Origin of the sequence: Streptomyces sp. NPDC026673, from assembly GCF_040638135.1 — a bacterium.
GTDB lineage: Bacteria > Actinomycetota > Actinomycetes > Streptomycetales > Streptomycetaceae > Actinacidiphila.
Genome location: NZ_JBEZXR010000104.1, coordinates 1 through 22,735, shown reverse-complemented (window position 1 = coordinate 22,735; position 22,735 = coordinate 1). Strand labels below are relative to the sequence as shown.

The following is a 22,735-nucleotide window of genomic DNA, read 5'->3' as shown; positions in this document are numbered from 1 at the left end:
GGCGTTCTGGACACTTACGTGTATTTGTTGTGCGGCACAGACGGCACAACAAGTACCGCCCGCCATGCACATAAATATGCGGTCCAGAATGCCCACCCCGGAGGCCCCGCACCCGGCCCACCCCCACACGCAGCGGCGCGGTCACTGACCGCGCCGGGCAATCGGGCGGGAGGGTGGGGGACCCCCAACAGAAACCACAGCGGCGCCGCACACGACAGCGGCGCCGCACAACTACCCCGCCCCCACAAACCCCTCGCGCGTCAGCGCGTACTCGACCTCCCCCTGCTCCGCCCCCGGCAACGGCTCGTCCCACGCCTCGTGGAAGACCCGGACGAACCTCAGCCCCGCCTTCTCCATCACCCGCCGCGACCCCGCGTTGACGAACATCGTCTCCGCGTACACGCGCCCCGCGCCCAGGTCGGTGAAGGCCTTGTGGATCAGCGCGCGGGACCCCTCCGTGGCGTAGCCGCGGCCCCAGGCCGCGCGCCGCAGGCGGTAGCCGAGTTCGAGGTCGTCCGCGGGGCCCTCGGGGCGCGGCGTCAGGGCGAACCAGCCGACGAACTGCCCGGTGGACAGTTCCTCCGCCGCCCAGACGCTGGAGCGCGCGAAGCGGGGCAGCACCTCGTGCCGGATCACGTCGGAGGGCGTGGGGCGGCCGTTGCCCAGGTAGCGCATGACCTCGGGGTCGCTGTCGAGCGCGACGAGCAGTTCCGCGTCCGCGTCGGTGTCGGTGAAGTGCCGCAGCCGCAGCCGCTCCGTCTCCAGGAAGATCCGCATGACCGGCACGCTAGGGCTGCGGTGCCGTCGCCGCCACGGGATTGCGGTCGCGCTCCACGGTGACCCCGCCCGCGGTCCGCAGCACGCCCGCACCGATGGCGAGCCCCGCGGCCAGCATGGTGACGAGGCCGAAGGAGATCTGCAGGGAGCTGGCCTGCGCGATGGAGCCGATGGCGGCCGGGGCCACGAGCCCGGAGGTGTAGGTGACCGTGGCGACGCCCGCGATGGCCTGGCTGGGGTTGGGTCCGCTGCGTCCCGCCGCGGCGAAGCACAGCGGTACGACGACGGCGATGCCCACGCCGATGAGGGCGAACCCCACGATGGCGGTGACCTGCGTGAACGCGGTGGCCACGAGGATGCCGCCCACCGTGGCGAGCAGACCGCCGAAGCGTACGGTGCGGACCGGCCCGAAACGGCGGACGACCAGGTCGCCGGCGAGCCGGGAGACGGCCATGGTGCAGGCGAAGGCGGTGTACGAGGCGGCGGCGACGCCGGGGGAGGCGCCCGCGATGTCGCGGAGGTAGACCGCGCTCCAGTCCATGCTGGCGCCCTCGGCGAAGACGGCGCAGAAGCCGATGGCGCCGATGACCAGGGCCGCGCGCGGCGGCAGGGCGAAGCGCGCGGGGGCCTCCTCCGACGGGGAGGGCCGCAGGTCGAGCACTCCGCCGCAGGCCAGCAGGCCGAGGACGACGAGCAGGAGAGCTGCGGCGGACAGGTGGACGCGCGCGTCGAGTTCGGTGTGGGCCGCCATGACGCCGAAGAGGGAGCCGAGCAGGGTGCCGGCGCTCCACATGCCGTGCAGCCCGGACATGATCGAGCGGCCGAGGCGCTCCTCGACCTCCACGCCCTGGGCGTTCATGACGACGTCGGCCATGCCGGCCGAGGCCCCGTACACGAGCATCGCCCCGCACAGCCACCCCAGCCCGGGGGCGAGGGCGGGCAGCGCCAGCGAGGCACACCACAGGCCCAGCAGGAGGCGCAGGGCGTTGCGCGCGCCCAGGTGGTGGGCGATGCGGGCGGCCAGCGGCATCGCCACCGAGGCGCCGACGGCCGCGAAGACCAGGGCGAAGCCGAGTTGTCCGGCGCTGAGGCCCGCGTGCTCCTGGATCCAGGGGATGCGGGTGGCGAAGCTGCCGGTCACCGCGCCGTGGACGGCGAAGACCGCGGCGATCGCGAGATGGGCACGCCGCAGCCGGGGCTCGGTCTTCCTCGTCGAGGTCTTCGGCATGTTCCCTCCCAGTCCGGTCCCGCCGCGATGGACATAAATTATCAGGCAGGCTTCCTGAAAGATAGACTGCCCTCAGGCGCCCCTCACACCCGGGGGACGGCTTCTGGAAGGATCCGTCCATGACCGCCATCCGATCCCATGCCGGGCGCACCGCCTCACCCCGCACGGCCCGCGCGATCAACGACCGGCTGGCACTGGAACTGCTGCAGCGCGAGGGGCCGTTGACCGCGGCCCAGCTCAAGACGCTGACCGGGCTGTCCCGGCCGAGCGTCGCCGACCTGGTCGAGCGGCTCCAGGAGGCCGGGCTGATCACCGTGGTCGGCGAGACGGGAGCCGACCGGCGCGGCCCGAACGCGCGCGTCTACGGAATCGTCGCCGACCGGGCGCATCTGGCCGCCTTCGACGTCCGTACCCACAGCGTGGCGCTCGAGGTGGCCGACCTGCTGGGGAACGTCATCGGCAGCGCGGTGCTGCCGGTGGACCCGCTCGGTGATCCGCAGCGCACGGTGCGGCGCTCGGTGGCGCTGCTCGAACGGACCGCGCGTACCGCCGGCGCCGCCGCGCTGCACACCGTCGCGATCGGCGCGCCCGGACTGATCGACCCGGCCACCGGCGAGCTGCGGGCCACCGGGCAGCTGCCGGCCTGGCACTCGGCGCTCGTCGCGGAGCTGCGCAGGCGGCTCTCGCTGCCGGTGCTGCTGGAGAACGAGGTCAACCTGGCGGCCGTCGCCGAGCGGCGCCTGGGCGCCGTGCGCGACCGCGAGGACTTCGTCCTGCTGTGGCTGGGCCACGGTGTCGGTGCCGCCGTGGTGCTCGGCGGGGTGCTCCGGCGCGGCGCGTCGGGCGGTACGGGGGAGATCGGCTTCCTCCCGGTGCCCGGCACTTTCCAGCTGCCGACCGCGAGCGGGTGCGAGGGCGGATTCCATTCGCTGGCGGGCAGCGCGGCGGTGTGCGCTCTGGCGCGCTCGCACGGGCTGCCGGTGTCCGGGGACGACGACGCCGCGGCGGCGGAGGCGGTCGTGACCGCCGCCCGCGCGGACGGCAAGCAGGGCGAGCTCTTCCTCGACGCGCTGGCGGACCGCGTGGTGATCGGGGTGGCCGCCGTGAGCGCCGTGCTCGATCCCGGTTGTGTGGTGCTCGGCGGAGAGATGGGCCGGGCGGGCGGCGAGGATCTGGCGGCGCGGGTCGAGGAGCGGCTCGCACGCATGTCCCCGCTGCCGACCGAGGTGCGGGCGGGGACCGTCGCGGGCAGCGCGGTGCTGCGCGGCGCGGTGCTGTCGGCGATGGACGCCGCACAGGACGCGCTGTTCGCACCGGAGGGGTGAGTTCCGGCCCGGCGTCGCGCCGCCCGGCGCCGGCCATCCGGCCCTCCGGTGGTGGGGGTTGGGACGCGGGTGCCCCACGGGCCTGCAGGCCGGTGTCCCCACCGGGCCGGTGCGTCACGAAGTCCGCCGAGGCGACGGGGGTTTGCGCGAGCGGTGTGGCCGCGGGGCGCACCTCCGCGGGGGCCTGCCCCGAGCCGGCGGCCCGCGCCGGCAGGACGCCGAACATCCGGCGCGGACGACACGGCTCCCACCGGGCGTGATCCAGGCGCGATGTTCCCCTCAACGGCCCTTTTCGCAGGGCGCGTTGACCGGTGGTCGCGGCCGCCGTGCCGATGACCGGGCGGGCGCCGGCCGAACTCGTGTGAGCCAATCCACAGCAATCCCTTGCATCCGCAAGGAACCTTCATGGCAGACTGGTGGGGAAGTACCAGTGACGTTCAGCGCACTCCGGGGTCGGTGAAAATCCGAACCGGCGGTTACAGTCCGCGACCCGTCCGCATCCAGCGGCCGGTTGACCAGGTGAAATTCCTGGACCGACGGTTAAAGTCCGGATGGGAGGCAGTGCGCGGCGGACGGGCATCGGTACGCCGCCGTCGGCGGCGGCGCGGGTGTGTGTCCCCCGGATTCGGGTGACACGGATGCGCGCGGCCCCACTCCGACCCCGGCGTTCCCGGAGCCCTGTGTCCGCTCTGTGCCCAGCGCAGCCCCGGAGTCCGTGCCCGAAGAGGCAGGAGGACCCGGTGGCCACATCCGGTGAAGCCGACGCGATGCGCCGGGCTGTTGAGCTCGCCGCACGCGGTCTCGGCTCCACGAGCCCCAACCCCGTCGTCGGCGCCGTGATCCTCGACGCCCGCGGAGAGATCGCCGGCGAGGGCTGGCACCGGCAGGCGGGCGGCCCCCACGCGGAGGTCCACGCCCTGCGCGAGGCCGGCGACGCCGCCCGCGGCGGCACCGCGGTCGTCACCCTCGAACCCTGCAACCACACCGGCCGCACCGGCCCCTGCGCCCAGGCCCTGATCGCGGCCGGGGTCTCCCGCGTCGTCTACGCCGTCGCGGACCCCACGCCCGCCGCCACCGGAGGCGGCGCGACGCTGGCCGCCGCCGGTGTCGACGTGGAGAGCGGGCTGCTGGAGGCGGAGGCCGCCCGCGGCAACGAGGTGTGGCTCACCGCCTCCCGCGAACAGCGGCCCTTCGTGCTGTGGAAGTACGCGAGCACCCTCGACGGCCGGATCGCCGCCGCCGACGGCACCAGCCGCTGGATCAGCTCCGCCGCCTCCCGCGCCGACGTCCACCGGCTGCGCGCCGAGTCCGACGCCGTCGTGGTCGGCTCGGGCACCCTGCGCGCCGACGACCCCCACCTGGCCGTACGCGGCGTGACGGGCACCTTCACCCAGCCCCTGCGGGTCGTCGTCGACACCAACGCCAAGATCACCCCCGGCGCCCGGGTGCTGGACGACACCGCCCCGACCCTGGTCGCCGTCGCCGAGGACGCCGACACCGGCCACCTGCCGGGCGTCGACGTCGCACGCCTCCCCCGCACCGGCAGCGGTGTCGCGGTCCCCGCACTGCTCGCCGAGCTGTACGGCCGCGGTGTCCGCTCCGTCCTCCTGGAGGGCGGCCCGACCCTGGCCGGCGCCTTCGTCGCCGCCGGGGCCGTCGACAAGGTCGTCGGCTATCTCGCACCGGCCCTCCTGGGGGCCGGACCCGCGGCCCTGGGGGACGCGGGAATCACCACCATCGCGCACGCGTTGCGGCTCGACGTCGCCGAGATCGAACGGATCGGCCCCGACCTGCGTATTACTGCCTACCCGAGCCGCACTGAGGAGAACTGACGTGTTCACCGGAATCGTCGAAGAGCTGGGCGACGTCGTCGCCGTCGAGGACCTGGGCGACGCCTCCCGCTTCCGTCTGCGGGGTCCGGTCGTCACCGAGGGCGCCAAGCACGGCGACTCGATCGCGGTCAACGGGGTGTGCCTCACCGTCGTGGACACCGCGGACGGCGAGTTCACCGCCGACGTGATGGCCGAGACCCTCAAGCGCTCCAGCCTCGGCGCGCTGCACCCCGGGAGCCGGGTCAACCTGGAGCGCCCCATGGCGCTCGGCGGCCGTCTCGGCGGCCACCTCGTCCAGGGCCATGTCGACGGCACGGGCGCGGTCATCTCCCGCACCCCCGCCGAGCACTGGGAGATCGTGAGGATCTCGCTCCCGGCGGAGCTGTCCCGCTACGTCGTCGAGAAGGGCTCGATCACCGTCGACGGCATCAGCCTCACCGTCGTCGAGGCCGGTCCCGACTTCTTCTCCGTCAGCCTGATCCCGACCACCCTCGCCCTCACCACGCTCGGCTTCAAGCAGGCCGGCGACCCGGTGAACCTCGAGGTCGACGTGATCGCCAAGTACGTCGAGCGGCTGTACGGGGAGCGGGCCGGGGCGCCGAAGGGGGCTCCGGCGGAATGAGCGCCCTCGACACCCTGAACAGTGTCGCCTTCTCCGCCTTCGGTGAGCACTTCAAGTGGACCGACGTGGTCGGCAACGGCCTCGGCCTCGCCGGTCTCGCGCTCGGCTGGCGCCGCTCGGTGTGGGCCTGGCCCGTCCAGCTGCTCTCCGGCGTGGTGCTGGTCGCCGCGTACTGGTCGGCGCAGCTCACCGGCGGCGTCGGAAAGCAGTTGCTGGTGATCGGCGTCGCCGTCTGGGGCTGGTTCCAGTGGCGGCGCGGCGCCCGCGACGGCGGCGAGATCCGGGTCCGCTTCGCCACCTGGCGCGAGCGGGGCGTGCTGGTCGCCGGTACGGCGGCCGGACTGTTCGCGGTCGTCGGCCTCTTCACCCTCTACCCGTCGCTGTCCTGGAACCCCTGGCCGGACGCCTACATCTTCGTCGGCACCGTCGCCGCGATGGTGGCCATGGCCAGGGGCTGGGTGGAGTTCTGGTTCGCCTGGCTCGCCGTCGACGCGGTCGGCGTACCCCTGGCCTGGAACAGCGACCTGAAGTTCTCCGCGCTCGTCTACGTCATCTACTTCGTTCTCGTGATCGCCGGCATGTACGCCTGGTGGCAGCAGACCCGGGTCCCGCGGCACGGCGGGCCCGTCCTGGAAGGAGCGGCCGCATGACCACCGCACTGCACAGCCTCTACGTGGCGGAGGACGCCCCGATCGTCCTCGACCCCGTCGAGCGTGCCATCGCCGACATAGCGGCCGGCCGGCCCGTCGTCGTCGTGGACGACGAGAACCGCGAGAACGAGGGCGACCTCATCATCGCGGCCGAGAAGGCCACCCCGGAGATCGTCGCCTTCATGATGAGCGAGTGCCGCGGCCTGATCTGCGTTCCCATGGAGGAGCCGGACCTCGACCGGCTCGACCTGCCGCAGATGGTGAGCTCCAACACCGAGTCCATGCAGACCGCGTTCACGGTCTCCGTCGACGCGAGCGCCGTGCACGGGGTCACCACCGGCATCTCCGCCGCCGACCGGGCCACCACCATCCGGCTGCTCGCCTCCGGCGACTCCGTCTCCGGCGACTTCGTCCGGCCCGGCCACGTCTTCCCGCTGCGCGCCAAGCCCGGCGGCGTCCTCACCCGCAACGGTCACACCGAGGCCGGCGTCGACCTGGCCCGGCTCGCCGGACTGCGGCCGGCCGCGGCCATCGTGGAGATCGCCAACGACGACGGCACCATGGCCCGGCTGCCCCAGCTCATGCTCTTCGCGCGCAAGCACGGCCTGGCCATCATCTCGATCGAGGACCTGACCGCCTACCGCCGTGGCGCCGAGCCCACCGTGCGCCGGGAGGCCGAGACCCGGCTGCCCACCGCCTTCGGCGACTTCCGCGCGTACGGCTACCGCAGCACCGTCGACGGCGTCGAGCACATCGCGCTGGCGGCCGGCGAGATCGGCGACGGCGAGGACGTCCTCGTCCGGGTCCACTCCGAGTGCCTCACCGGCGACGTCTTCCACTCGCTGCGCTGCGACTGCGGACCGCAGCTCCAGGCCTCACTCGAACGGGTTGCGGCCGAGGGCCGGGGCGTCGTGGTCTACCTCCGCGGCCACGAGGGCCGCGGCATCGGCCTGATGTCCAAGCTGCGCGCGTACGAACTCCAGGAGCGCGGCCGCGACACCCTCGACGCCAACCTCGAACTCGGACTGCCGGCCGACGCCCGCGACTACGGCGCCGCCGCCCAGATGCTCGCCGACCTCGGCGTGCGGTCCCTGCGCCTGATGACCAACAATCCGGACAAGACCGACGCCCTCCAGAGCCACGGCCTGAAGGTCGTCGAGCGCGTCGCCATGCCGATAGCGGCGGGCGAGCACAATCTGCGGTATCTGCGCACCAAGCGGGACCGCATGGGCCACGACCTGCCGTGGCTGGACCCGGCCCCCACCGGGGCCTGCGCCGGCCAGTAGGTCCGCCCCCACGAATCCCCCGGGACTCCGGAACCCCGGAACCCCGGAACAAGCACAGCAAGAACGAGCAAGGAGAAGACGCACGTGAGCGGTAAGGGCGCCCCCGAGCTGACCGTGAAGAACTGCGGCGACCTGCGTGTGGCCGTGATCGCGGCCCAGTGGCACGAGCAGGTGATGGACGGGCTGGTCGACGGCGCGCTGCGCGCCCTGAGCGACCTGGGCATCGACGAGCCCACCCTGCTGCGGGTCCCGGGCAGCTTCGAACTGCCGGTCGCCGCCAAGGTGCTGGCGAGCCGCGGCTACGACGCGGTCGTCGCCCTCGGCGTCGTCATCCGCGGCGGCACGCCGCACTTCGAGTACGTCTGCCAGGGCGTCACCCAGGGCCTGACGCAGGTCTCGATCGACACCGGCGTGCCGATCGGCTTCGGCGTGCTCACCTGCGACACCGAGGAACAGGCCCTGGACCGTGCCGGACTGCCCGGTTCGAACGAGGACAAGGGGCACGAGGCCGTCACCGCCGCGATCGCCACCGCGACCGTCCTGCGTTCAGTATCCGAGCCGTGGCGCTGAGGTAGGGGCACTTCCGCGTAGGGTGGGACCACCATGGCCAAGAAGACATTCGAGGAGCTCTTCACCGAGCTCCAGCACAAGGCCGCCACCGGCGACCCCAGCACCTCCCGCACCGCCGAACTGGTCGGCAAGGGAGTGCACGCGATCGGCAAGAAGGTGGTCGAGGAGGCCGCCGAGGTGTGGATGGCAGCCGAGTACGAGGGCGCCGACCGCACCGCGGAGGAGATCTCCCAGCTGCTCTACCACCTCCAGGTGATGATGGTCGCCCGGGGCATCGGCCTCGACGACGTATACGCTCACCTCTGAGCGGATCATCGCGAAGCAGAGCCGCCGTACGCCCGCCCCGCCCACCCACACCCGAGCCGCAAAGGAACGCTCTCATGCTGCGCATCGCCGTCCCCAACAAGGGTTCACTGTCCGGACCTGCGTCGGCGATGCTGCATGAGGCCGGCTACCGCCAGCGCAAGGACAGCAAGGAACTCGTCCTCGTCGACACCGACAACGACGTCGAGTTCTTCTACCTGCGCCCGCGCGACATCGCCATCTACGTCGGTTCGGGCCGTCTCGACATCGGCATCACCGGCCGCGACCTGCTGCTGGACTCCGGAGCCAACGCCGAGGAGATCATGCAGCTCGGCTTCGCCCGCTCGACCTTCCGCTACGCCACCGTGCCCGGCACGGTGACGGACGTGAAGGAGTTCGGCGGGATGACGATCGCCACCTCCTACCCGGAGGTCGTCAAGAAGCACCTCGCCGACCACGCGGTGGACGCCTCCGTCGTCCGCCTCGACGGCGCGGTCGAGACCTCCATCCACCTCGGTGTGGCGCAGGTCATCGCCGACGTCGTCGAGACGGGCACCTCGCTGCGCAACGCGGGCCTGGAGGTCATCGGGCAGCCGATCCTCGACTCCGAGGCCGTCGTCGTCCGCCGGGTCGGTGCCGGCGGCGAGGACGCGGCGGCCGAGCCGAAGGTGCAGCAGTTCCTGCGCCGCCTCCAGGGCGTCCTGGTGGCCCGCCGCTACGTGATGATGGACTACGACATCCGCGTCGAGCACGTGGAGAAGGCCATCGCCCTCACGCCCGGCCTGGAGTCGCCGACCGTCTCCCCGCTGCACCACGAGGGCTGGGTCGCCGTGCGCGCCATGGTGCCCAGCCGCGAGGCCCAGCGGATCATGGACGAGCTCTACGACCTCGGCGCGCGTGCCATCCTCACCACCGGAATCCACGCGTGCCGTCTCTGACCCCGCCCGGCGCGCCCGCCCTGTCCGCGGACCGTCCCGAGCTGCCCGTCACCTTCCGGCCCGCCCGCACCCGCGCGGTGCTGCTGGGCCTGGGTGCCGGGCTGCTCGCGGCCTTCGTCGCGATCGCGATCCTGCTCCCCGCGGACGGCGCACGCCCCTGGCACACCTCCGACCGGGTCTGGCTCGTGTGCACCGGACTGCTGGTCACCGGTGTGCTCGTGCTGCTCAGCCGCCCCAAGGTGGCCGCCGACCGCGACGGCGTCACCGTCGTCAACCTGACGACCAGGCGCAGGCTGGCGTGGGCGCAGGTCGTCCGGGTGAATCTGCGCCCCGGCGATCCGTGGGTGTACCTCGATCTGGCGGACGGCACCAGCCTGGCCGCCATGGGAATCCAGCCCGGAATCGGGCGCGGCCGCGCGTTGCGCGACGCGCGCGCCCTGCGCGCCCTCACGGAGGCGTACGGTACGGGCAACCCGACGGAGCACTAGACCTGCCGCCGCGGCCCGCTTCTTCATTACTCTGGAACCTTCGCAACGACCCGAGGAGTGACACCCAATCCACGATGGACGGATCGTCCGGTAGTACCTGCGCCGCCTCTCCCACCCGACATAGGGGAGGGGCGGCATGAGCGCCTCGTTGCTGCTGCTCGCGGCAGCCTTCGTCCTGATCCTCGCGAACGGCTTCTTCGTCGCCGCCGAGTTCGGCCTGGTGACCGTCGAGCGGCCGGCCGCGGAACGCGCCGCCGCCGCCGGAGACCGCAGGGCCCGCAGCGTCGTGGAGGCGCTGCGCAAGCTTTCCTTCCAGCTCTCGGGCACCCAGCTCGGCATCACGATCACCTCGCTGGTCGTGGGCATGCTGGCCGAGCCGGCCCTCGCCGACCTTTTCGCCGGACCGCTCATGTCGATAGGCGTGCCCGAGGGCGCGGCACCCGCCGTGGCGGTCGTGATCGGGATGATCCTCGCCTCGGCCGTCCAGATGGTCATCGGCGAGCTCGTGCCCAAGAACTGGGCGGTGTCCCGTCCACTGGAGGTGGCCCGCTTCGTCGCCGGGCCGCAACGTGCCTTCTCCGCCGTGTTCCGCCCGGTCATCGAGGCGCTCAACGCGGCCGCGAACCGTCTGGTGCGGGCGCTGGGCGTGGAGCCCGCCGAGGAGCTGGCCTCCGCGCGCACCCCCACCGAACTGGTCTCCCTGGCCCGCCACAGCGCCCGTGCCGGGGCGATCGAGCAGGACACCGCGGACCTGTTCGTCCGCACGATCTCGCTCGGCGACCTGACCGCGGAGAACGTCATGACCCCGCGCGTGCGGGTCAGCGCCCTGCAGGACACCGCCACCGCCGCCGACGTGCTCAACCTCACCCGGGCCACCGGGCTGTCCCGCTTCCCGGTCTACCGGGAGCGGCTGGACGACATCGTCGGCATGGCCAGCCTGAAGGACGCGCTCTCGGTCCCCGCCCACCTGCGCGACCGCACCCCGGTCGGCCGGATCGCGGTCGCCCCGCTGCTCGTCCCCGAGACGCTGCCGGTGCAGCCCCTGCTGGAGCAGCTCCGCCGGGAGCAGCCGATCGCCGTCGTGGTGGACGAGTACGGCGGCACGGCCGGCGTCGTCACGCTGGAGGACATCGTGGAGGAACTCGTCGGCGAGGTCCGCGACGAGCACGACGGCGCGGACCTCCCCGAGCTGGCGGCCGCCCCCGCGGAGAACGGCAACCCGGTCTGGGACGCCGACGGCGGCTGCCGGATAGACCTGCTGGAGCGGATAGGGCTCGAGGCCCCCGAGGGGCCGTACGAGACGGTGGCCGGCCTCGTCGCCGACCTCCTCGAACGGATTCCCGAACCGGGTGACACCGCGGTGCTGCCCGGCTGGGAACTGAGGGTGCGCGAGGTCGCGCACCACCGTGCCGAAAGGGTTCGCCTGGTGCGCGTCGGGTTCGAGGCGTCCGAGGCCGGGCAGGAGGGCGGGCGATGAGCTTCCTCCAACTGTTCTTCGCCGGCCTGCTGGTGCTGGGCAACGGTTTCTTCGTCGGCGCCGAGTTCGCGCTGGTCTCCGTACGGCGCAGCCAGATCGAGCCGCTCGCCGGCACGCAGCGGCGGGCCCGTACCGTCCTGCACGGTCTGGAGAACCTGCCGCAGATGATGGCGGCCGCCCAGTTCGGCATCACGGTCTGCTCCCTGACGCTCGGTGCGGTCGCCGAGCCGACCGTCGCCCATCTGCTGGAGCCGGCCTTCGAGGCGATCCACCTGCCCGAGGGGCTGATCCACCCGCTCGGGTACGTCATCGCGCTCGCCCTCGTGGTCTTCCTCCACCTCGTCATCGGCGAGATGGTCCCGAAGAACCTGGCGATGGCGGCGCCCGAGAAGACCGCGCTGTGGCTCAGTCCGGGACTGGTCGGCTTCGCCCGGCTCTTCCGGCCGGTCATCGCCGTGCTCGGCTGGTGCGCCAAGCTGGTGCTGCGGCTCTTCCGGGTCGAGCCCAAGGACGAGATCGACGCGGTCTTCACCAGCGAGGAGCTGACCGTGCTCGTCGAGGACGCGCGGCAGGCCGGACTCCTCGACGACGACGCCCAGGAACGTCTGGAGGACGCCCTGGAGCTGGGCACCCGCCCGGTCACGGACGTCCTGCTCTCCCCGGAGGAGCTGGTGACGGTCGACGCGTCGGTCACCCCGGCCGAGGTCGAGGAGCTGACCGTGCGCACCGGCTACTCCCGCTTCCCCGTGGCCGGTCCGGACGGTGTCTACCTGGGCTATCTGCATGTGAAGGACGTCCTCGACCTGGAGGACACCGGCCGGCCCGTGCCCGCGCGGCTGTGGCGTCCGATGGCCACCCTCCGCGCGGAGCTGCCGCTGGACGACGCGCTCACCCAGATGCGGCGGGCCGCGTCCCACCTCGCGGCGGTCGCGGACTCCGGCGGACGGGTCCTGGGGCTGGTGGCCCTGGAGGACGTCCTGGAGATGCTGGTGGGCGAGGTCCGAGACCCGGCCCACCGCGAGATCGCGGAGTCCCGGGAGAACCGCGTCGCGGGGGAGGCCGACGAGGTCGCGTCCCCGTCGCGGGTGATGGCCGGCTGACGGAGAACCGGTGGCCGAGGGGCTCGGGCGCTGCCGTCCGGGCCCCTCGGCCGTCGCTCACTCCAGCGGCTCGGGCGGGGGCAGCCCCGGGCCGCGGCCCGTCAGCACCTCGCCGTACGCCTGCATGAGGTCGGGCAGCCGCAGCGTCGAGAGGTCGTCCCGGGAGGGCGGCCCCGCGTAGCCGGACAGCCGCAGATCGCGGTAGGCACAGCTCTTCTCGTACAGGGTGCGAAGGAAGCGGCCGTTGCCCAGCTCGTCGATCCAGCCCTGCTCGACGACATGGCCGCTGATGGCGAGCAGCTCCTCCAGGGCCTCGTCGTCCCAGCGGTCGCCGTTGTCGGCGGCGAGGACCTCGCCGATGCTGGTCAGCTCGTGCGGCCGGTAGCTGGGGAAGTCGACCCGGGTGGTGAAGCGGGAGCCGAGGCCCGGGTTGGCGGCGAGCAGGCGGTCCATGCCCTCGGGGTACCCGGCGAGGATGACGACCAGGCGGTCGCGGTTGTCCTCGGCGCGCTTCAGCAGGACCTGCAGGGCCTCGTCGCCGTAGGCGTCGCCCTTGCTGTAGCCGGAGTTGGACAGCGCGTACGCCTCGTCGACGAAGAGCACCCCGCCGAGCGCCGAGTCGATCAGCTCATTGGCCTTGACGGCCGTCTGTCCGAGGAACTCGCCCACGAGATCGGCGCGTTGCGCCTCGACCAGATGGTCGCCGCCCAGCAGGCCGAGGGCATAGAAGACCCGGCCGAGGATGCGCGCCACCGTGGTCTTGCCGGTGCCCGAGGGGCCGGAGAAGACGAAGTGCCGCTTGGGCGGCTGCACCGGCAGGCCCTGCCCCGCGCGCAGCCGCGCCATGCGCAACTGCGCCGACAGCGCACGCACTTGGCGCTTGACCGGCTCCAGGCCGACCATGCGGTCGAGTTCGGCCAGCGCCTGGGCGAGGAGCACCGGGTCCGGGGCCGCGACCGGGACCTGCGGCGCGATGGGGGAGACCGGCAGGATCGCCTTCTCCCGGATGTCGTCGTCGATCGGGCCGAGCGTGCCCAGCGGATCGTCCAGGACCGAGTTCGCCCCGAGGCCGCCCGGCATGGCGGCCGCTCCGGTACGGGTGTCGAGCGGATCGGGCTCGGGCGGCAGCCCGTCGGGGGCGGCCTGGCCGTAGCCCTGCAGGGTGACGGAGGCCAGATCGGCGGTCCCGTCGGTCAGGCCGTCGGTCTCGTCGATCGCGGCGAGCCGGGCGGCGGTGTCCATGAACGCCGGGTCGACGCGGTGGACGGCCTGGTAGAGGGGGAGCGCGGCGGCGGTGCGGCCGGTGCCCTCGTACGCGCGGGCCAGCCAGTAGCGCAGTTCTTTGCGCTGCGGCTGCTCGCTGCGGCAGCGCATCAGTGCGGTGGCCAGCAGCGGTTCGGCCTGCCCGTACAGTTCCAGCCGGACCCGGGCCATACCGCCGAAGAGGCCGGCCTCGATGCCCAGGACCTGGTCGGCCAGGAGTGGTTCGGTGTGCCGTACCAACTGGTCCCAGTCCTTGACCAGATAGGCGCGGCAGGCGTGCAGGAAGCGGACGTGCGGATCGGTGTCGACCGGCGGGCACTCGGCCAGGGCCCGGTCCAGCTCCGCGATGTGGCGGCCGTCGAGCCAGTGCGAGGCGTGCGCGAGCAGCAGGTCGCGCCGGGTCTCGAGTACGGGCTGCACCCACCAGCCCAGCCAGTACCAGGAGTTCATGGAGCGGCGGTGCGCGCTGCGCTGCTCGCCGAAGCGGTCGCGGTGCCGGTGCATCTGCAGCAGCGCGGTCGAGGTGTCCGCCCGCAGCGCGTGCAGCCCCAGCCAGGCGTCCGCCATGCCCGGGTCCAGCCGGACCGCCGCCCGGAACTCCTCCTCGGCCTGCGTGTAGGCGCCCATGGTGTAGGCCTCGACGGCCCGCATCCAGGCCAGATCGGCGGGGGCGCCGGAATGCTCTGTGCCGAAGTCCATCAGGTCCCCACCAGCCGTTCCCCCCGGTACCGCCCGCCGTTCGCCGCTCCAACCAGGTTACGTGGAACGGGAGTTGGTGTCGGGTGGACACGGCCTTCGCAGGACGGCGCCCCCCGAGGGCATCGTACCCGCGTGGGCCGCCCGGGCCGTAGAGCCACGCGGACGGTGACCCTGGGTGAACAATTCACCGCCGTACGGCACCGGATCACGCGCTGTGGCCAGAACGAAGCCCCCGGTCACGGGGGAACAACCGGGGGCTTCGCGTCAGGGGGCGGTCGCCGATGACCGCGCATTCAGAACGTAAGTCCTGTACTGCTCCCCGGTCAAGCCGCCTTGGGGCACTCTCCGGCGGCCGTCGCGGGGGTGCAGCGCACCGGCTGCAAGCGATCACGGTCAGTGACGGAACGTATGCGTCCGCGGTGTCCCGGTGGGCTGTTCCCGTACCTCGTACCCGTCGGGACGCTGCAGCACCAGCAGATCGGCGAACGGCCGGGAGGGGTCGGCGGCGAAGTGCGCGTCCTGTGCGCGCATCCACCCGGCCCAGAAGCCGGCCAGCCCGGGACCGTCGCGGCGCTCGCCGCGCTCCCGTGCCGTGTCCCGGGACACGGCCAGCCAGAGCAGGTGCGCGAGCCGGGGCCGCAGCTCGCGGCGGCCCACGCCCACTCCCTCCAGCAGGACCAACGGGGCCGGCGGCACCTCCAGGGCCGGCCCGAACCGGCGGGCCACCCAGTCGTACTTCGCGGGCCGGGCGGTCTCGCCGCGCCGCAGCGGCTCCAGCACCTGCTCGCGCAGGCGTCCGGTCCAGTCGAACAGCTCGTCGTGCGTGGCGAGATCGTCGAGGTGGACCACGGGGGCGCCGCCCAGCGCGGACGCCAGTGCGGCGGCGAAGGTGGTCTTGCCCGATCCGGCGTGGCCGTCGACGGCGACGAGCCGCACGTTCCCGCAGGACGGCGGAAGGGCGCGCAGCCGCGCGGCGAGTGCGCCGAGAGCGCCGGGGCCGGGGTGGTGATCCATCGGAGCCAGCCTACGACCTGCGCCCGACGCGATGGACTGCGGTGGGTGCCAGGGGCGTCTACGGTAAGAGTCGTGACCGACTCAGCCGCACCCCTGTACCCCCCGGAGCGACTCGAACTCGCCCGCAAGGCCGCCGCCGACGCGGGACTCGACGCGCTGCTCGTCTCGCCCGGCCCCGATCTGCGCTACCTCACCGGGTACCACGCGCATCTCACCGAGCGCCTGGTGTGCCTGGCGCTGCCCGTGCTCGGCGATCCCTTCCTCGTCGTGCCCCACCTGGAGAAGCCCGGTGCCGAGGCCTCACCGCTGGGCGCGCTCGGCGTCGACATCGTCGGCTGGGGCGAGACCGAGGACCCGTACGCGCTGGTCGCGGACCGGCTGCCGCGGGCGACGGAGCGGATCGCCGTCGACAACCACATGTGGGCCGAGAAGGTGCTCGCCTTCCGGGCGGCCCTCCCCGGCGCCGAGCAGAGCCTGGCCGGGGACGTGCTGCGCGAGCTGCGGATGCGCAAGTCGCCCGCTGAGACCGACGCGCTGCGCCGTGCGGCGGGCGCCATCGACCGGGTGCACCGCCGCATCGGGGAATGGCTCAGGGCCGGCCGCACCGAGCGCGAGGTTGCCAGGGACATCGCCGACGCCGTCATCGAGGCCGGGCACACCACCGTCGACTTCGTCATCGTGGCCTCCGGCCCCAACGGCGCCAGCCCCCACCACGAGGTCTCCGACCGCGTGATCCGCGCGGGCGACCCGGTCGTCGTCGACATCGGCGGCACCACGGAGGAGGGCTACTGCTCCGACTCGACGCGTACCTACTCCGTCGGGGAGCCGCCCGCCGAGTTCCGCGAGATGTACGAGGTGCTGCGCCGGGCCCAGCACGCCCAGACCGAGGCCATCCGGCCCGGGATCACCGCGGAGGAACTCGACGCCATCGGCAGGGACCTCATCGCCGCGGCCGGCTACGGCGAGCACTTCATCCACCGCACCGGTCACGGCATCGGCCTGGAGACGCACGAGGAGCCGTACATCGTGGCGGGCAGCGCCCGCCCGCTGGAGCCGGGCATGGCGTTCTCGGTCGAGCCCGGCATCTACCTCCCGGACCGCTTCGGGGCCCGGATCGAGGACATCGCCGTGTGCACGCCCGAGGGCGGGGAGCGGCTCAACCAGACCTCCCGGGATCTGGTCGTCCTGTCTGTTTAGTCCGATGTGTTGACTCCCGGTACGGCAGGGGGGTATGCCGTAAACGCGGCGGTGTGCGCGGTGCGTTCAAAAGTGCGCGGCGTACGCCGGCGCGTCAAGGGCCCAGCAGGAAGCGGCAGTCGGGGGGCCGGGCGTGTTCGAGGACGAGCATGACTTCGGGGTGCGGCAGTGGGTGGTCGGCGGCACCACGGTGGTGGAACTGACGGGGGAGCTCGATCTGTCCGCCGGTGTGCGGGCGGCCGCGCGTCTGGACGCCGCCACCGCCGGGCCGCGGCCCGATGTCGTGGTGGATCTGCGCGGGGTGAGTTTCATCGACTGCAGCGGTCTGTCGGTGCTCATCCGGGCGCGCAAACGGACCCTCGAGCGCGGCGGCCGGTTCGGCATCGTCGGCGACAGCCCGTGTGTGCTGCGGCTGTTGCGGCTCACCCGTACGATCCGGGTCTTCGCCGTGCACGACGACCTCGCCTCGGCGCTGGCCGCCCCGGGTGCCCCCGATCCCCCCTCGGCGGCGGACGGCGCCATAGCGTGAGGCTCACCGGGGCGCCGGTGCCAGCACGATCCAGACCGGGCCGAGGGCGAAGTTCACCGGCTGACCGTCGGGTGTGGTGAAGTGCGTGCCCCCTGCCGCGTCCGGCCGGGACCAGCGGGCGTCGTGGGCCCTGCCGTCGCGCAGCACCACCGCGCGGCCGGCTCCCACGGTCTCGCTGTACGGGGAGGTGTTCCCCCACCGGTCGTGGAAGCCGGACGGGCGGACCGTCACGTACTGGACGACCACCGTCGGCGCGCCGAGCCTGCCGCCGTCGGTCGTCACGGCGGGGCTGCCGTCGAAGGAGACCAGCCAGCGGTTCCGGTCGGCCGACCAGTGCAGGCCGACCGAGCCGTTCGGGTAGCGGACGGTGCGGTCGCTCTCGGCGGTTCCGCCCGGCGGGGCGGCGCCGAAACGGAAGCCGATGTCGTGGGCGGCGGAGGCGTCCGGAGCGGCGGCGAGCAGCCGCTCCGGCACGGCGTACAGGTTGTGCGGGGCCTGCCGGGAGCCGTCGCGGAGGTAGGCGCCGGGCGCGTGTGCGGGCGAGACGTCGTGCACCGGCGCCGCGGCGACCACCGGCAGCAATCTGGTCTGGGCGCCGGAGAAGGCGAGGGCGGGGCGGCCGAACTGCCGCAGCAGCTCGAGGTCCGACTCACGGGCGCTGCGCACCGGGCCCACCCGGGCCGGCAGTTGGGAGGAGAACACGGCCAGGAGGCGGGTGAGGCCGGACTCCACCTGCTCCACGTAGACCAGATCGGCCTCGCCCAGCCCGGTGTGCGGGCGGGCGGGTCCCACGTTGTCGATCTTCACGGCGAGTACGGGGCCGCCGGTACCCCCGGGCAGCCCGGTGAGCGGCGACCGGGCGATCGCGCTGGTGCCGGGAGCCGAGCCCGTCGACGTGGGGGAGGGCCCGCCGGGTGTCCCCTCCGGATTGCCACCGCAGCCCCGGCTGACCAGGACCACGGTGAACACCGCGAGCACGACCAGGATCGCCGCTCTCGCGGGGCGTCTGGGCGCTCGGGCCACGACGGCCACCCCCGTGCTGCATAGATATGCTGCCTACGGAAAAGTCATTTGCCGAATCGCTCCGCGTATTCCTAGTATCCGACACATGGAGCCGGTACCCCAGACGGCGGACGCGACCGCCTTCCTCGCGGCGGACGAGGTCATCGACCACGAGCACGCGCTGGTGCGCGCGATCGCCGCCCGGCTGCGGGCGGACGCCCCCGTTCCGCATGACTATGCCGAGGCGGCCTACACCTTCGTCCGCGACGCCATCCCCCACTCGGCGGACTCCGGCGACCCGCGCGTCACATGGCGCGCCTCCGACGTCCTGGAGCGGCGCACCGGCATCTGCCACGCCAAGGCGCACGCGCTGACCGCGCTGCTGCGGGCCGAGGGCATCCCGGCCGGACTGTGCTACCAGCGGCTCACCGACGACGCCGGGGCCGAGCCCGCCGTCCACGGCCTGGTCGCCCTGAAGCTGCCCGGCCACGACCGCTGGGCCCGGCAGGACCCACGCGGCAACAAGCCCGGCGTCGACGCCCGCTTCTCCCTCCACGAGGAGCGCCTGGCCTGGGTGCCCCGCCCCGGACTCGGCGAACGCGACTACCCGGGCCTGTACGCCACCCCGCCGCCCACCGTCCTCGCCGCCCTGCGGCAGGCTGTCGACCGGCCGCACCTGTGGCGGCTGCTGCCCACCGACCTACCGGAAACAGAAGAGCGATGACCTCAGCCACCCCCCTGACCCTGACCGTCGACCCCGCGGTGCGCGCCCTCGCCCCGGGGTTCACCCACCTCGCCGTCGAGGCTCGCGGCCTGGTCAACGGTCCCAGCGGCGAGGCGAGCTCGGCCCTGCTCGACGACGCCACGCGCCGCCTCGCCGAGCGCCTCGACGGCCGCGCTCCCCACGAGGACCCGCACATCGCCGCCTGGCGCGCGGCGTACACCGCCTTCGGCGCCAAGCCCTCACGTACCCGCAACTCCGCGGAGGCGCTGGCCCGGCGGGCCCTCGCCGAGGGCGGGCTGCCCCGCGTCAACCGTCTGGTGGACCTCTACAACGCGATCAGCGTCGCCCATCTGATCCCCGTCGGCGGTGAGGACACCGACCACATCCACGGCGGCATGGCCCTGGTACGGGCCACCGGCGAGGAGGAGTTCGAGACGGCGGCCGGCGGCGAGCCCGTCGTCGAGCACCCCGAGCCCGGCGAGGTCGTCTGGCGCGACGAGAGCGGTGTGACCTGCCGCCGCTGGAACTGGCGGCAGGGGATCCGTACCCGGCTCACCGGGGAATCGGTCAACGCGCTCTTCCTCCTGGAGCGGATGGACCCGATGCCCCTGGCCGACCTGAGGGCCGCCGCCGACGAACTCGCCGGTCTGCTGCGGGAGTCGAACCCCGGCGCGGAGATCACCGTGCGCGAGCCGGCCTGACCGCAGCGCCCGGGGTCACCCGGCCGCCGCGTCGCGTTCCCGCGCGGCCACGTCCTCGGCGGTGGGGGCGGTGCCGCCCAGGTGTGCGGGCAGCCACCAGTGGTCCTCCGGGCCCGCCGGGCGGCCGGTGTACGCGCGCTGCGCGTCCTCCAGCAACTCCTGCACCCGCAGCCGCAGCCGCCGGGTCAGCGCCCCCGGCTTCTCGTTCTCGGACGGAGTCATCTGCTCGCCGACGCGGATGGCGATGGGAAAGCCGTTGCGGCCGAGCTGGCGCGGCTGGCCCTTGGTCCACAGCCGCTGCGTGCCCCACAGCGCGACCGGAAGCAGCGGTACGCCGGCCTCCATGGCGAGGCGTGCGGCGCCCGACTTGAAGGACTTGAGGGTGAAGGACTGCGAGATGGTCGCCTCGGGGAAGACCCCGATGATCTCGCCCGAGCGCAGGGCCGCCAGCGCGTGCTTGTACGCGTGCATGCCCTCGGAGCGATCCACCGGGATGTGCTTCATCGCCCGCATCAGCGGCCCCGACACCTTGTGCCGGAACACCGACTCCTTCGCCATGAAGCGCACCAGCCGCTTCGCCGGCAGCGCCGTCAGGCCCGCGAACACGAAGTCCAGGTAACCGATGTGATTGCTCACGAGCAGGGCACCGCCCTTGCGCGGCACATGCTCGGTACCGTCGATGTCGAAGCGCAGCCCCTGCACCTTGAACATCGTGCGGGCGAAGCCGATGACGGGCGGGTAGACGAGTTCGGCCATGCGTGGGGCCCCTTCTTCGTAGGGGGTGGCCCCCGGCGGAAGTTACGCGGCCGTAGGTTTTGGGCCGCCGGCTGATCGTGCACTGTAAACGGGCGCCGTGTCATCCCGCGTGCCCGCCGCGCGGCGAGATTCTCGTCACGTCACCCGGTCGTACGACGCACCAGCAGGTACATCTCGCATCCCAGGCAGTAACCGAACGCGGCGTTGAGGAACGCCGCCGCGAGCGCGCAGGCCGTCGCCGCCAGGCCCAGCCACGCGAGCCCGGCGGTGTAACCGATGAGTCCGACGACCGCGAAGGCCAGTCCCACCCCTTGCGCGAAGCGCGGCGGCGCCGGGTCCTCGGTCTCGGTCGGCGGCCCCAGCCGCGGGCGTACCGCGACGCGGTAGAGCAGGCCGTACGGTGACTTCTGCACGCCCGCGGCGGCGCCCACCGCGAACACCACAGCCTGGAGGGCGAGCAGCCAGGCGCTGCCGGTGATGAGGACGGCGGCGAGGACGACACTGGTGAGGCTTGCGCCGAAGCGGGGGCCGCGGGCATCAATGGCGTGAGGACTCATGTGGCCATGATTCCGGACCGGGCGCCGCCCGGACCCCCGGGAATCATGGCGTTCCTGTGAACGCTGCTACCGACCGGGAGGACGGACATGACGGGACTGGCGGTGTGCGTCGCGGTACTCGCGGCGGCGACGATCCTCGGCGTGCTCCACAAGCGCAGGGACGGAAGGGTACGCGTGCGGGACAAGGACACGGCACAGCAGCTGACGGCGGATGAGATCGGCGCGGAACTCGGCGAGCGGGCCACCCTCCTCCAGTTCTCCACCGCCTTCTGCGCTCCGTGCCGGGCCACCCGGCGCACCCTCGGCGAGGTGGCCGGCATGGTCGACGGGGTGCGGCACGTGGAGATCGACGCCGAGGCGCATCTGGACCTGGTGCGCCGGCTGGGCATCGTCAAGACGCCGACCGTGCTGGTCCTCGACGCCGGAGGCGCGATCGTGCGGCGCGCGACGGGGCAGCCGCGCAAGGCCGACGTCATCGCGGCGCTCGGCGCGGCGGTGTGACCGCGGCTGCGGCGACGTGACCCGGTACGGCCCATGGCGCGTGGGGCGTAAGGCCTGTGGGGCGGCGGCGTACGGCCTGTGCCACGTACGGCTTGTGCGGCGGACGACCCGGTGCGGCGTACGACCCGCCACGGCGTATGACCCCGGTCCCAGATGACGGGCCGCCCTTGACGCGGCACCGTCCGGATCGTCAGTCTGACGCTATGTCGCGAGACCTCCTTCTCCACTCCCGCTTCGACGTCGACCTCGGTCGGCACGCGAGCGCCCGCTGTCAGAGCCGTTGAGCGCCCAGCCCCTGTACGCCTCCGGTTCGACAGCACGACGAAGGACAACTCCATGACCGCCTCTCCCGACCTGGGCACGCCGACGACGACAGCGCTGGGCGCCGCTCCCACCACGATCCCCCTGTCCTCGCCGCCCGCCGTGGCCGACGCCTTCGACTCGACCGCCTTCCGCGCCGTCTTCCGCCGCCATGCCGCCGGGGTGGCCGTCATCACCGCGGCCGGCAGCCGCCCGGCGGGGTTCACGGCGACCTCCCTCACCTCGGTCTCCGCGGAGCCGCCCCTGCTCTCCTTCGGGATCAGCACCACGGGCTCCGCCTGGCCCACCGTCGCGGAGGCCACCCATGTGGGCGTCCACATCCTCGGCGAGCACCAGGAGGAGGTGGCCGCCACCTTCGCCCGCAGCGGTGCCGACCGCTTCGCGCCGCCCACCGCATGGGCTCCCGGCCCGTATGGAGTACCGCTGCTGGAGGATGTTCCGGCATGGCTGGTCGCCCGTGTGGTGGCCCGCATACCCGCCGGTGACCACCACATCGTCGTCGCCCAGGCAGTGGCGGGCGCGCCCGAGGGCGACACGGCCCGCCCGCTGCTCTACCACCACGGGCGCTACAACGGGCTGCGCCACTGAGCCGCTTCCCCGGGCCGCGGGTCGGCAACGTCACAGTTCACCGCTCTTGCCCGCCGGGGAGCAGACGGCTGTACTGACGAGTAATATTTCTGCCGGAGCGCCGTGCGTCCCGGCGGGGAGTCGCCGTCGATGGCGCCTATGCTGCCTTCACAAGGGCAGTTGACGTACCCATGCAGCAGTAGGAGAGCAGGCGTGAGCTTGAGGATCGTTGTCGCAGTGAAGTATGTGCCCGATGCCACGGGTGATCGTCACTTCGCCGGGGACCTGACCACGGATCGGGATGCGGT

The 22,735-nt window shown here is 73.0% G+C and carries 24 protein-coding genes, 1 pseudogene and 1 riboswitch; of the genes and pseudogenes, 18 read left to right on the top strand and 7 right to left on the bottom strand.

The window, feature by feature from the left end; genetic code table 11:
* Positions 1–231 precede the first annotated feature (231 nt).
* Entirely contained in the window at positions 232–777 is a 546-nt protein-coding gene (locus AB0F62_RS38915; protein WP_361810596.1) for a GNAT family N-acetyltransferase, read from the bottom strand.
* A gap of 10 nt (positions 778–787) precedes the next feature.
* Complete coding sequence (locus AB0F62_RS38910) at positions 788–2,005, bottom strand: MFS transporter (RefSeq protein ID WP_361810594.1); 1,218 nt, start codon at positions 2,003–2,005, stop codon at positions 788–790.
* A gap of 119 nt (positions 2,006–2,124) precedes the next feature.
* Between AB0F62_RS38910 and AB0F62_RS38905 the strand changes: the two genes are divergently transcribed.
* The 11 genes from AB0F62_RS38905 (at position 2,125) to AB0F62_RS38855 (ending at position 12,596) form a co-directional block, all read left to right on the top strand.
* Positions 2,125–3,330, top strand: a complete 1,206-nt coding sequence (locus AB0F62_RS38905) for an ROK family transcriptional regulator (RefSeq protein ID WP_361810592.1) — start codon at positions 2,125–2,127, stop codon at positions 3,328–3,330.
* Between the two features lie 438 nt (positions 3,331–3,768).
* A riboswitch (FMN riboswitch) is annotated at positions 3,769–3,899 on the top strand.
* Positions 3,900–4,070: 171 nt separating this feature from the next.
* Positions 4,071–5,162, top strand: coding sequence for a bifunctional diaminohydroxyphosphoribosylaminopyrimidine deaminase/5-amino-6-(5-phosphoribosylamino)uracil reductase RibD (gene ribD, locus AB0F62_RS38900; protein ID WP_361810590.1), 1,092 nt, complete (start codon positions 4,071–4,073; stop codon positions 5,160–5,162).
* Position 5,163: 1 nt separating this feature from the next.
* Positions 5,164–5,784 (top strand): riboflavin synthase, encoded by a 621-nt coding sequence (locus tag AB0F62_RS38895; protein WP_361810588.1) that lies wholly within the window; start codon positions 5,164–5,166, stop codon positions 5,782–5,784.
* On the top strand, positions 5,781–6,434 hold the full coding sequence (locus tag AB0F62_RS38890) for a nicotinamide mononucleotide transporter family protein (RefSeq protein WP_361810586.1): 654 nt from the start codon (positions 5,781–5,783) through the stop codon (positions 6,432–6,434). The genes AB0F62_RS38895 and AB0F62_RS38890 overlap by 4 nt, the downstream gene beginning before the upstream one ends.
* On the top strand, positions 6,431–7,720 hold the full coding sequence (locus AB0F62_RS38885; protein WP_361810584.1) for a bifunctional 3,4-dihydroxy-2-butanone-4-phosphate synthase/GTP cyclohydrolase II: 1,290 nt from the start codon (positions 6,431–6,433) through the stop codon (positions 7,718–7,720). The genes AB0F62_RS38890 and AB0F62_RS38885 overlap by 4 nt, the downstream gene beginning before the upstream one ends.
* Positions 7,721–7,804: 84 nt before the next feature.
* Positions 7,805–8,290, top strand: coding sequence for a 6,7-dimethyl-8-ribityllumazine synthase (gene ribH, locus AB0F62_RS38880; protein ID WP_361810582.1), 486 nt, complete (start codon positions 7,805–7,807; stop codon positions 8,288–8,290).
* 33 nt (positions 8,291–8,323) lie between these two features.
* On the top strand, positions 8,324–8,596 hold the full coding sequence (locus AB0F62_RS38875) for a phosphoribosyl-ATP diphosphatase (protein WP_361810580.1): 273 nt from the start codon (positions 8,324–8,326) through the stop codon (positions 8,594–8,596).
* Between the two features lie 74 nt (positions 8,597–8,670).
* Entirely contained in the window at positions 8,671–9,531 is an 861-nt protein-coding gene (gene hisG, locus AB0F62_RS38870; protein WP_361810578.1) for an ATP phosphoribosyltransferase, read from the top strand.
* Positions 9,528–10,019 carry a PH domain-containing protein gene (locus tag AB0F62_RS38865; RefSeq protein WP_361810600.1) on the top strand — a complete coding sequence of 164 codons (492 nt, stop codon included), beginning with the start codon at positions 9,528–9,530 and terminating at the stop codon, positions 10,017–10,019. Before hisG ends, AB0F62_RS38865 begins: the two co-directional genes overlap by 4 nt.
* A gap of 136 nt (positions 10,020–10,155) precedes the next feature.
* Entirely contained in the window at positions 10,156–11,496 is a 1,341-nt protein-coding gene (locus AB0F62_RS38860; RefSeq protein ID WP_361810576.1) for a hemolysin family protein, read from the top strand.
* Complete coding sequence (locus AB0F62_RS38855) at positions 11,493–12,596, top strand: hemolysin family protein (protein WP_361810574.1); 1,104 nt, start codon at positions 11,493–11,495, stop codon at positions 12,594–12,596. The genes AB0F62_RS38860 and AB0F62_RS38855 overlap by 4 nt, the downstream gene beginning before the upstream one ends.
* A gap of 57 nt (positions 12,597–12,653) precedes the next feature.
* Here AB0F62_RS38855 and AB0F62_RS38850 read toward each other — a convergent pair whose 3' ends face one another.
* Positions 12,654–14,558, bottom strand: coding sequence for an AAA family ATPase (locus AB0F62_RS38850; protein WP_361810572.1), 1,905 nt, complete (start codon positions 14,556–14,558; stop codon positions 12,654–12,656).
* A 393-nt stretch (positions 14,559–14,951) separates the two neighbouring features.
* Positions 14,952–15,572 carry a hypothetical protein gene (locus tag AB0F62_RS38845; protein ID WP_361810570.1) on the bottom strand — a complete coding sequence of 207 codons (621 nt, stop codon included), beginning with the start codon at positions 15,570–15,572 and terminating at the stop codon, positions 14,952–14,954.
* A gap of 72 nt (positions 15,573–15,644) precedes the next feature.
* Between AB0F62_RS38845 and AB0F62_RS38840 the strand changes: the two genes are divergently transcribed.
* Positions 15,645–16,769: a Xaa-Pro peptidase family protein gene (locus tag AB0F62_RS38840; RefSeq protein WP_361810568.1), complete on the top strand. Its 1,125-nt coding sequence runs from the start codon at positions 15,645–15,647 to the stop codon at positions 16,767–16,769.
* Positions 16,770–16,902: 133 nt separating this feature from the next.
* Positions 16,903–17,298, top strand: a complete 396-nt coding sequence (locus AB0F62_RS38835; RefSeq protein ID WP_361810566.1) for an STAS domain-containing protein — start codon at positions 16,903–16,905, stop codon at positions 17,296–17,298.
* Positions 17,299–17,301: 3 nt separating this feature from the next.
* Here AB0F62_RS38835 and AB0F62_RS38830 read toward each other — a convergent pair whose 3' ends face one another.
* A complete protein-coding gene (locus tag AB0F62_RS38830) occupies positions 17,302–18,162 on the bottom strand; it encodes a DUF3048 domain-containing protein (protein WP_361810598.1) in 861 nt (286 codons plus the stop codon).
* Between the two features lie 244 nt (positions 18,163–18,406).
* On the opposite strand from AB0F62_RS38830, the gene AB0F62_RS38825 reads away from it, so the two are divergent.
* Both AB0F62_RS38825 and AB0F62_RS38820 read left to right on the top strand, forming a co-directional pair.
* The gene (locus AB0F62_RS38825) at positions 18,407–19,024 is read left to right on the top strand and encodes a transglutaminase family protein (protein WP_361810564.1); all 618 of its coding nucleotides are present in this window, start codon (positions 18,407–18,409) and stop codon (positions 19,022–19,024) included.
* Positions 19,021–19,725, top strand: coding sequence for a phenylalanine--tRNA ligase beta subunit-related protein (locus AB0F62_RS38820; RefSeq protein WP_361810562.1), 705 nt, complete (start codon positions 19,021–19,023; stop codon positions 19,723–19,725). The genes AB0F62_RS38825 and AB0F62_RS38820 overlap by 4 nt, the downstream gene beginning before the upstream one ends.
* A 15-nt stretch (positions 19,726–19,740) precedes the next feature.
* Here AB0F62_RS38820 and AB0F62_RS38815 read toward each other — a convergent pair whose 3' ends face one another.
* Both AB0F62_RS38815 and AB0F62_RS38810 read right to left on the bottom strand, forming a co-directional pair.
* A complete protein-coding gene (locus tag AB0F62_RS38815; protein ID WP_361810559.1) occupies positions 19,741–20,481 on the bottom strand; it encodes a lysophospholipid acyltransferase family protein in 741 nt (246 codons plus the stop codon).
* 140 nt (positions 20,482–20,621) lie between these two features.
* The gene (locus AB0F62_RS38810) at positions 20,622–21,038 is read right to left on the bottom strand and encodes a DUF4395 domain-containing protein (RefSeq protein WP_361810557.1); all 417 of its coding nucleotides are present in this window, start codon (positions 21,036–21,038) and stop codon (positions 20,622–20,624) included.
* An 87-nt stretch (positions 21,039–21,125) separates the two neighbouring features.
* On the opposite strand from AB0F62_RS38810, the gene AB0F62_RS38805 reads away from it, so the two are divergent.
* The 3 genes and pseudogenes from AB0F62_RS38805 to AB0F62_RS38795 form a co-directional block, all read left to right on the top strand.
* On the top strand, positions 21,126–21,539 hold the full coding sequence (locus AB0F62_RS38805; protein WP_361810555.1) for a thioredoxin family protein: 414 nt from the start codon (positions 21,126–21,128) through the stop codon (positions 21,537–21,539).
* A 336-nt stretch (positions 21,540–21,875) separates the two neighbouring features.
* Entirely contained in the window at positions 21,876–22,448 is a 573-nt protein-coding gene (locus tag AB0F62_RS38800; protein ID WP_361810553.1) for a flavin reductase family protein, read from the top strand.
* A 192-nt stretch (positions 22,449–22,640) separates the two neighbouring features.
* Positions 22,641–22,735 (top strand): annotated as a pseudogene (locus AB0F62_RS38795) (electron transfer flavoprotein subunit beta); the annotation flags it as partial.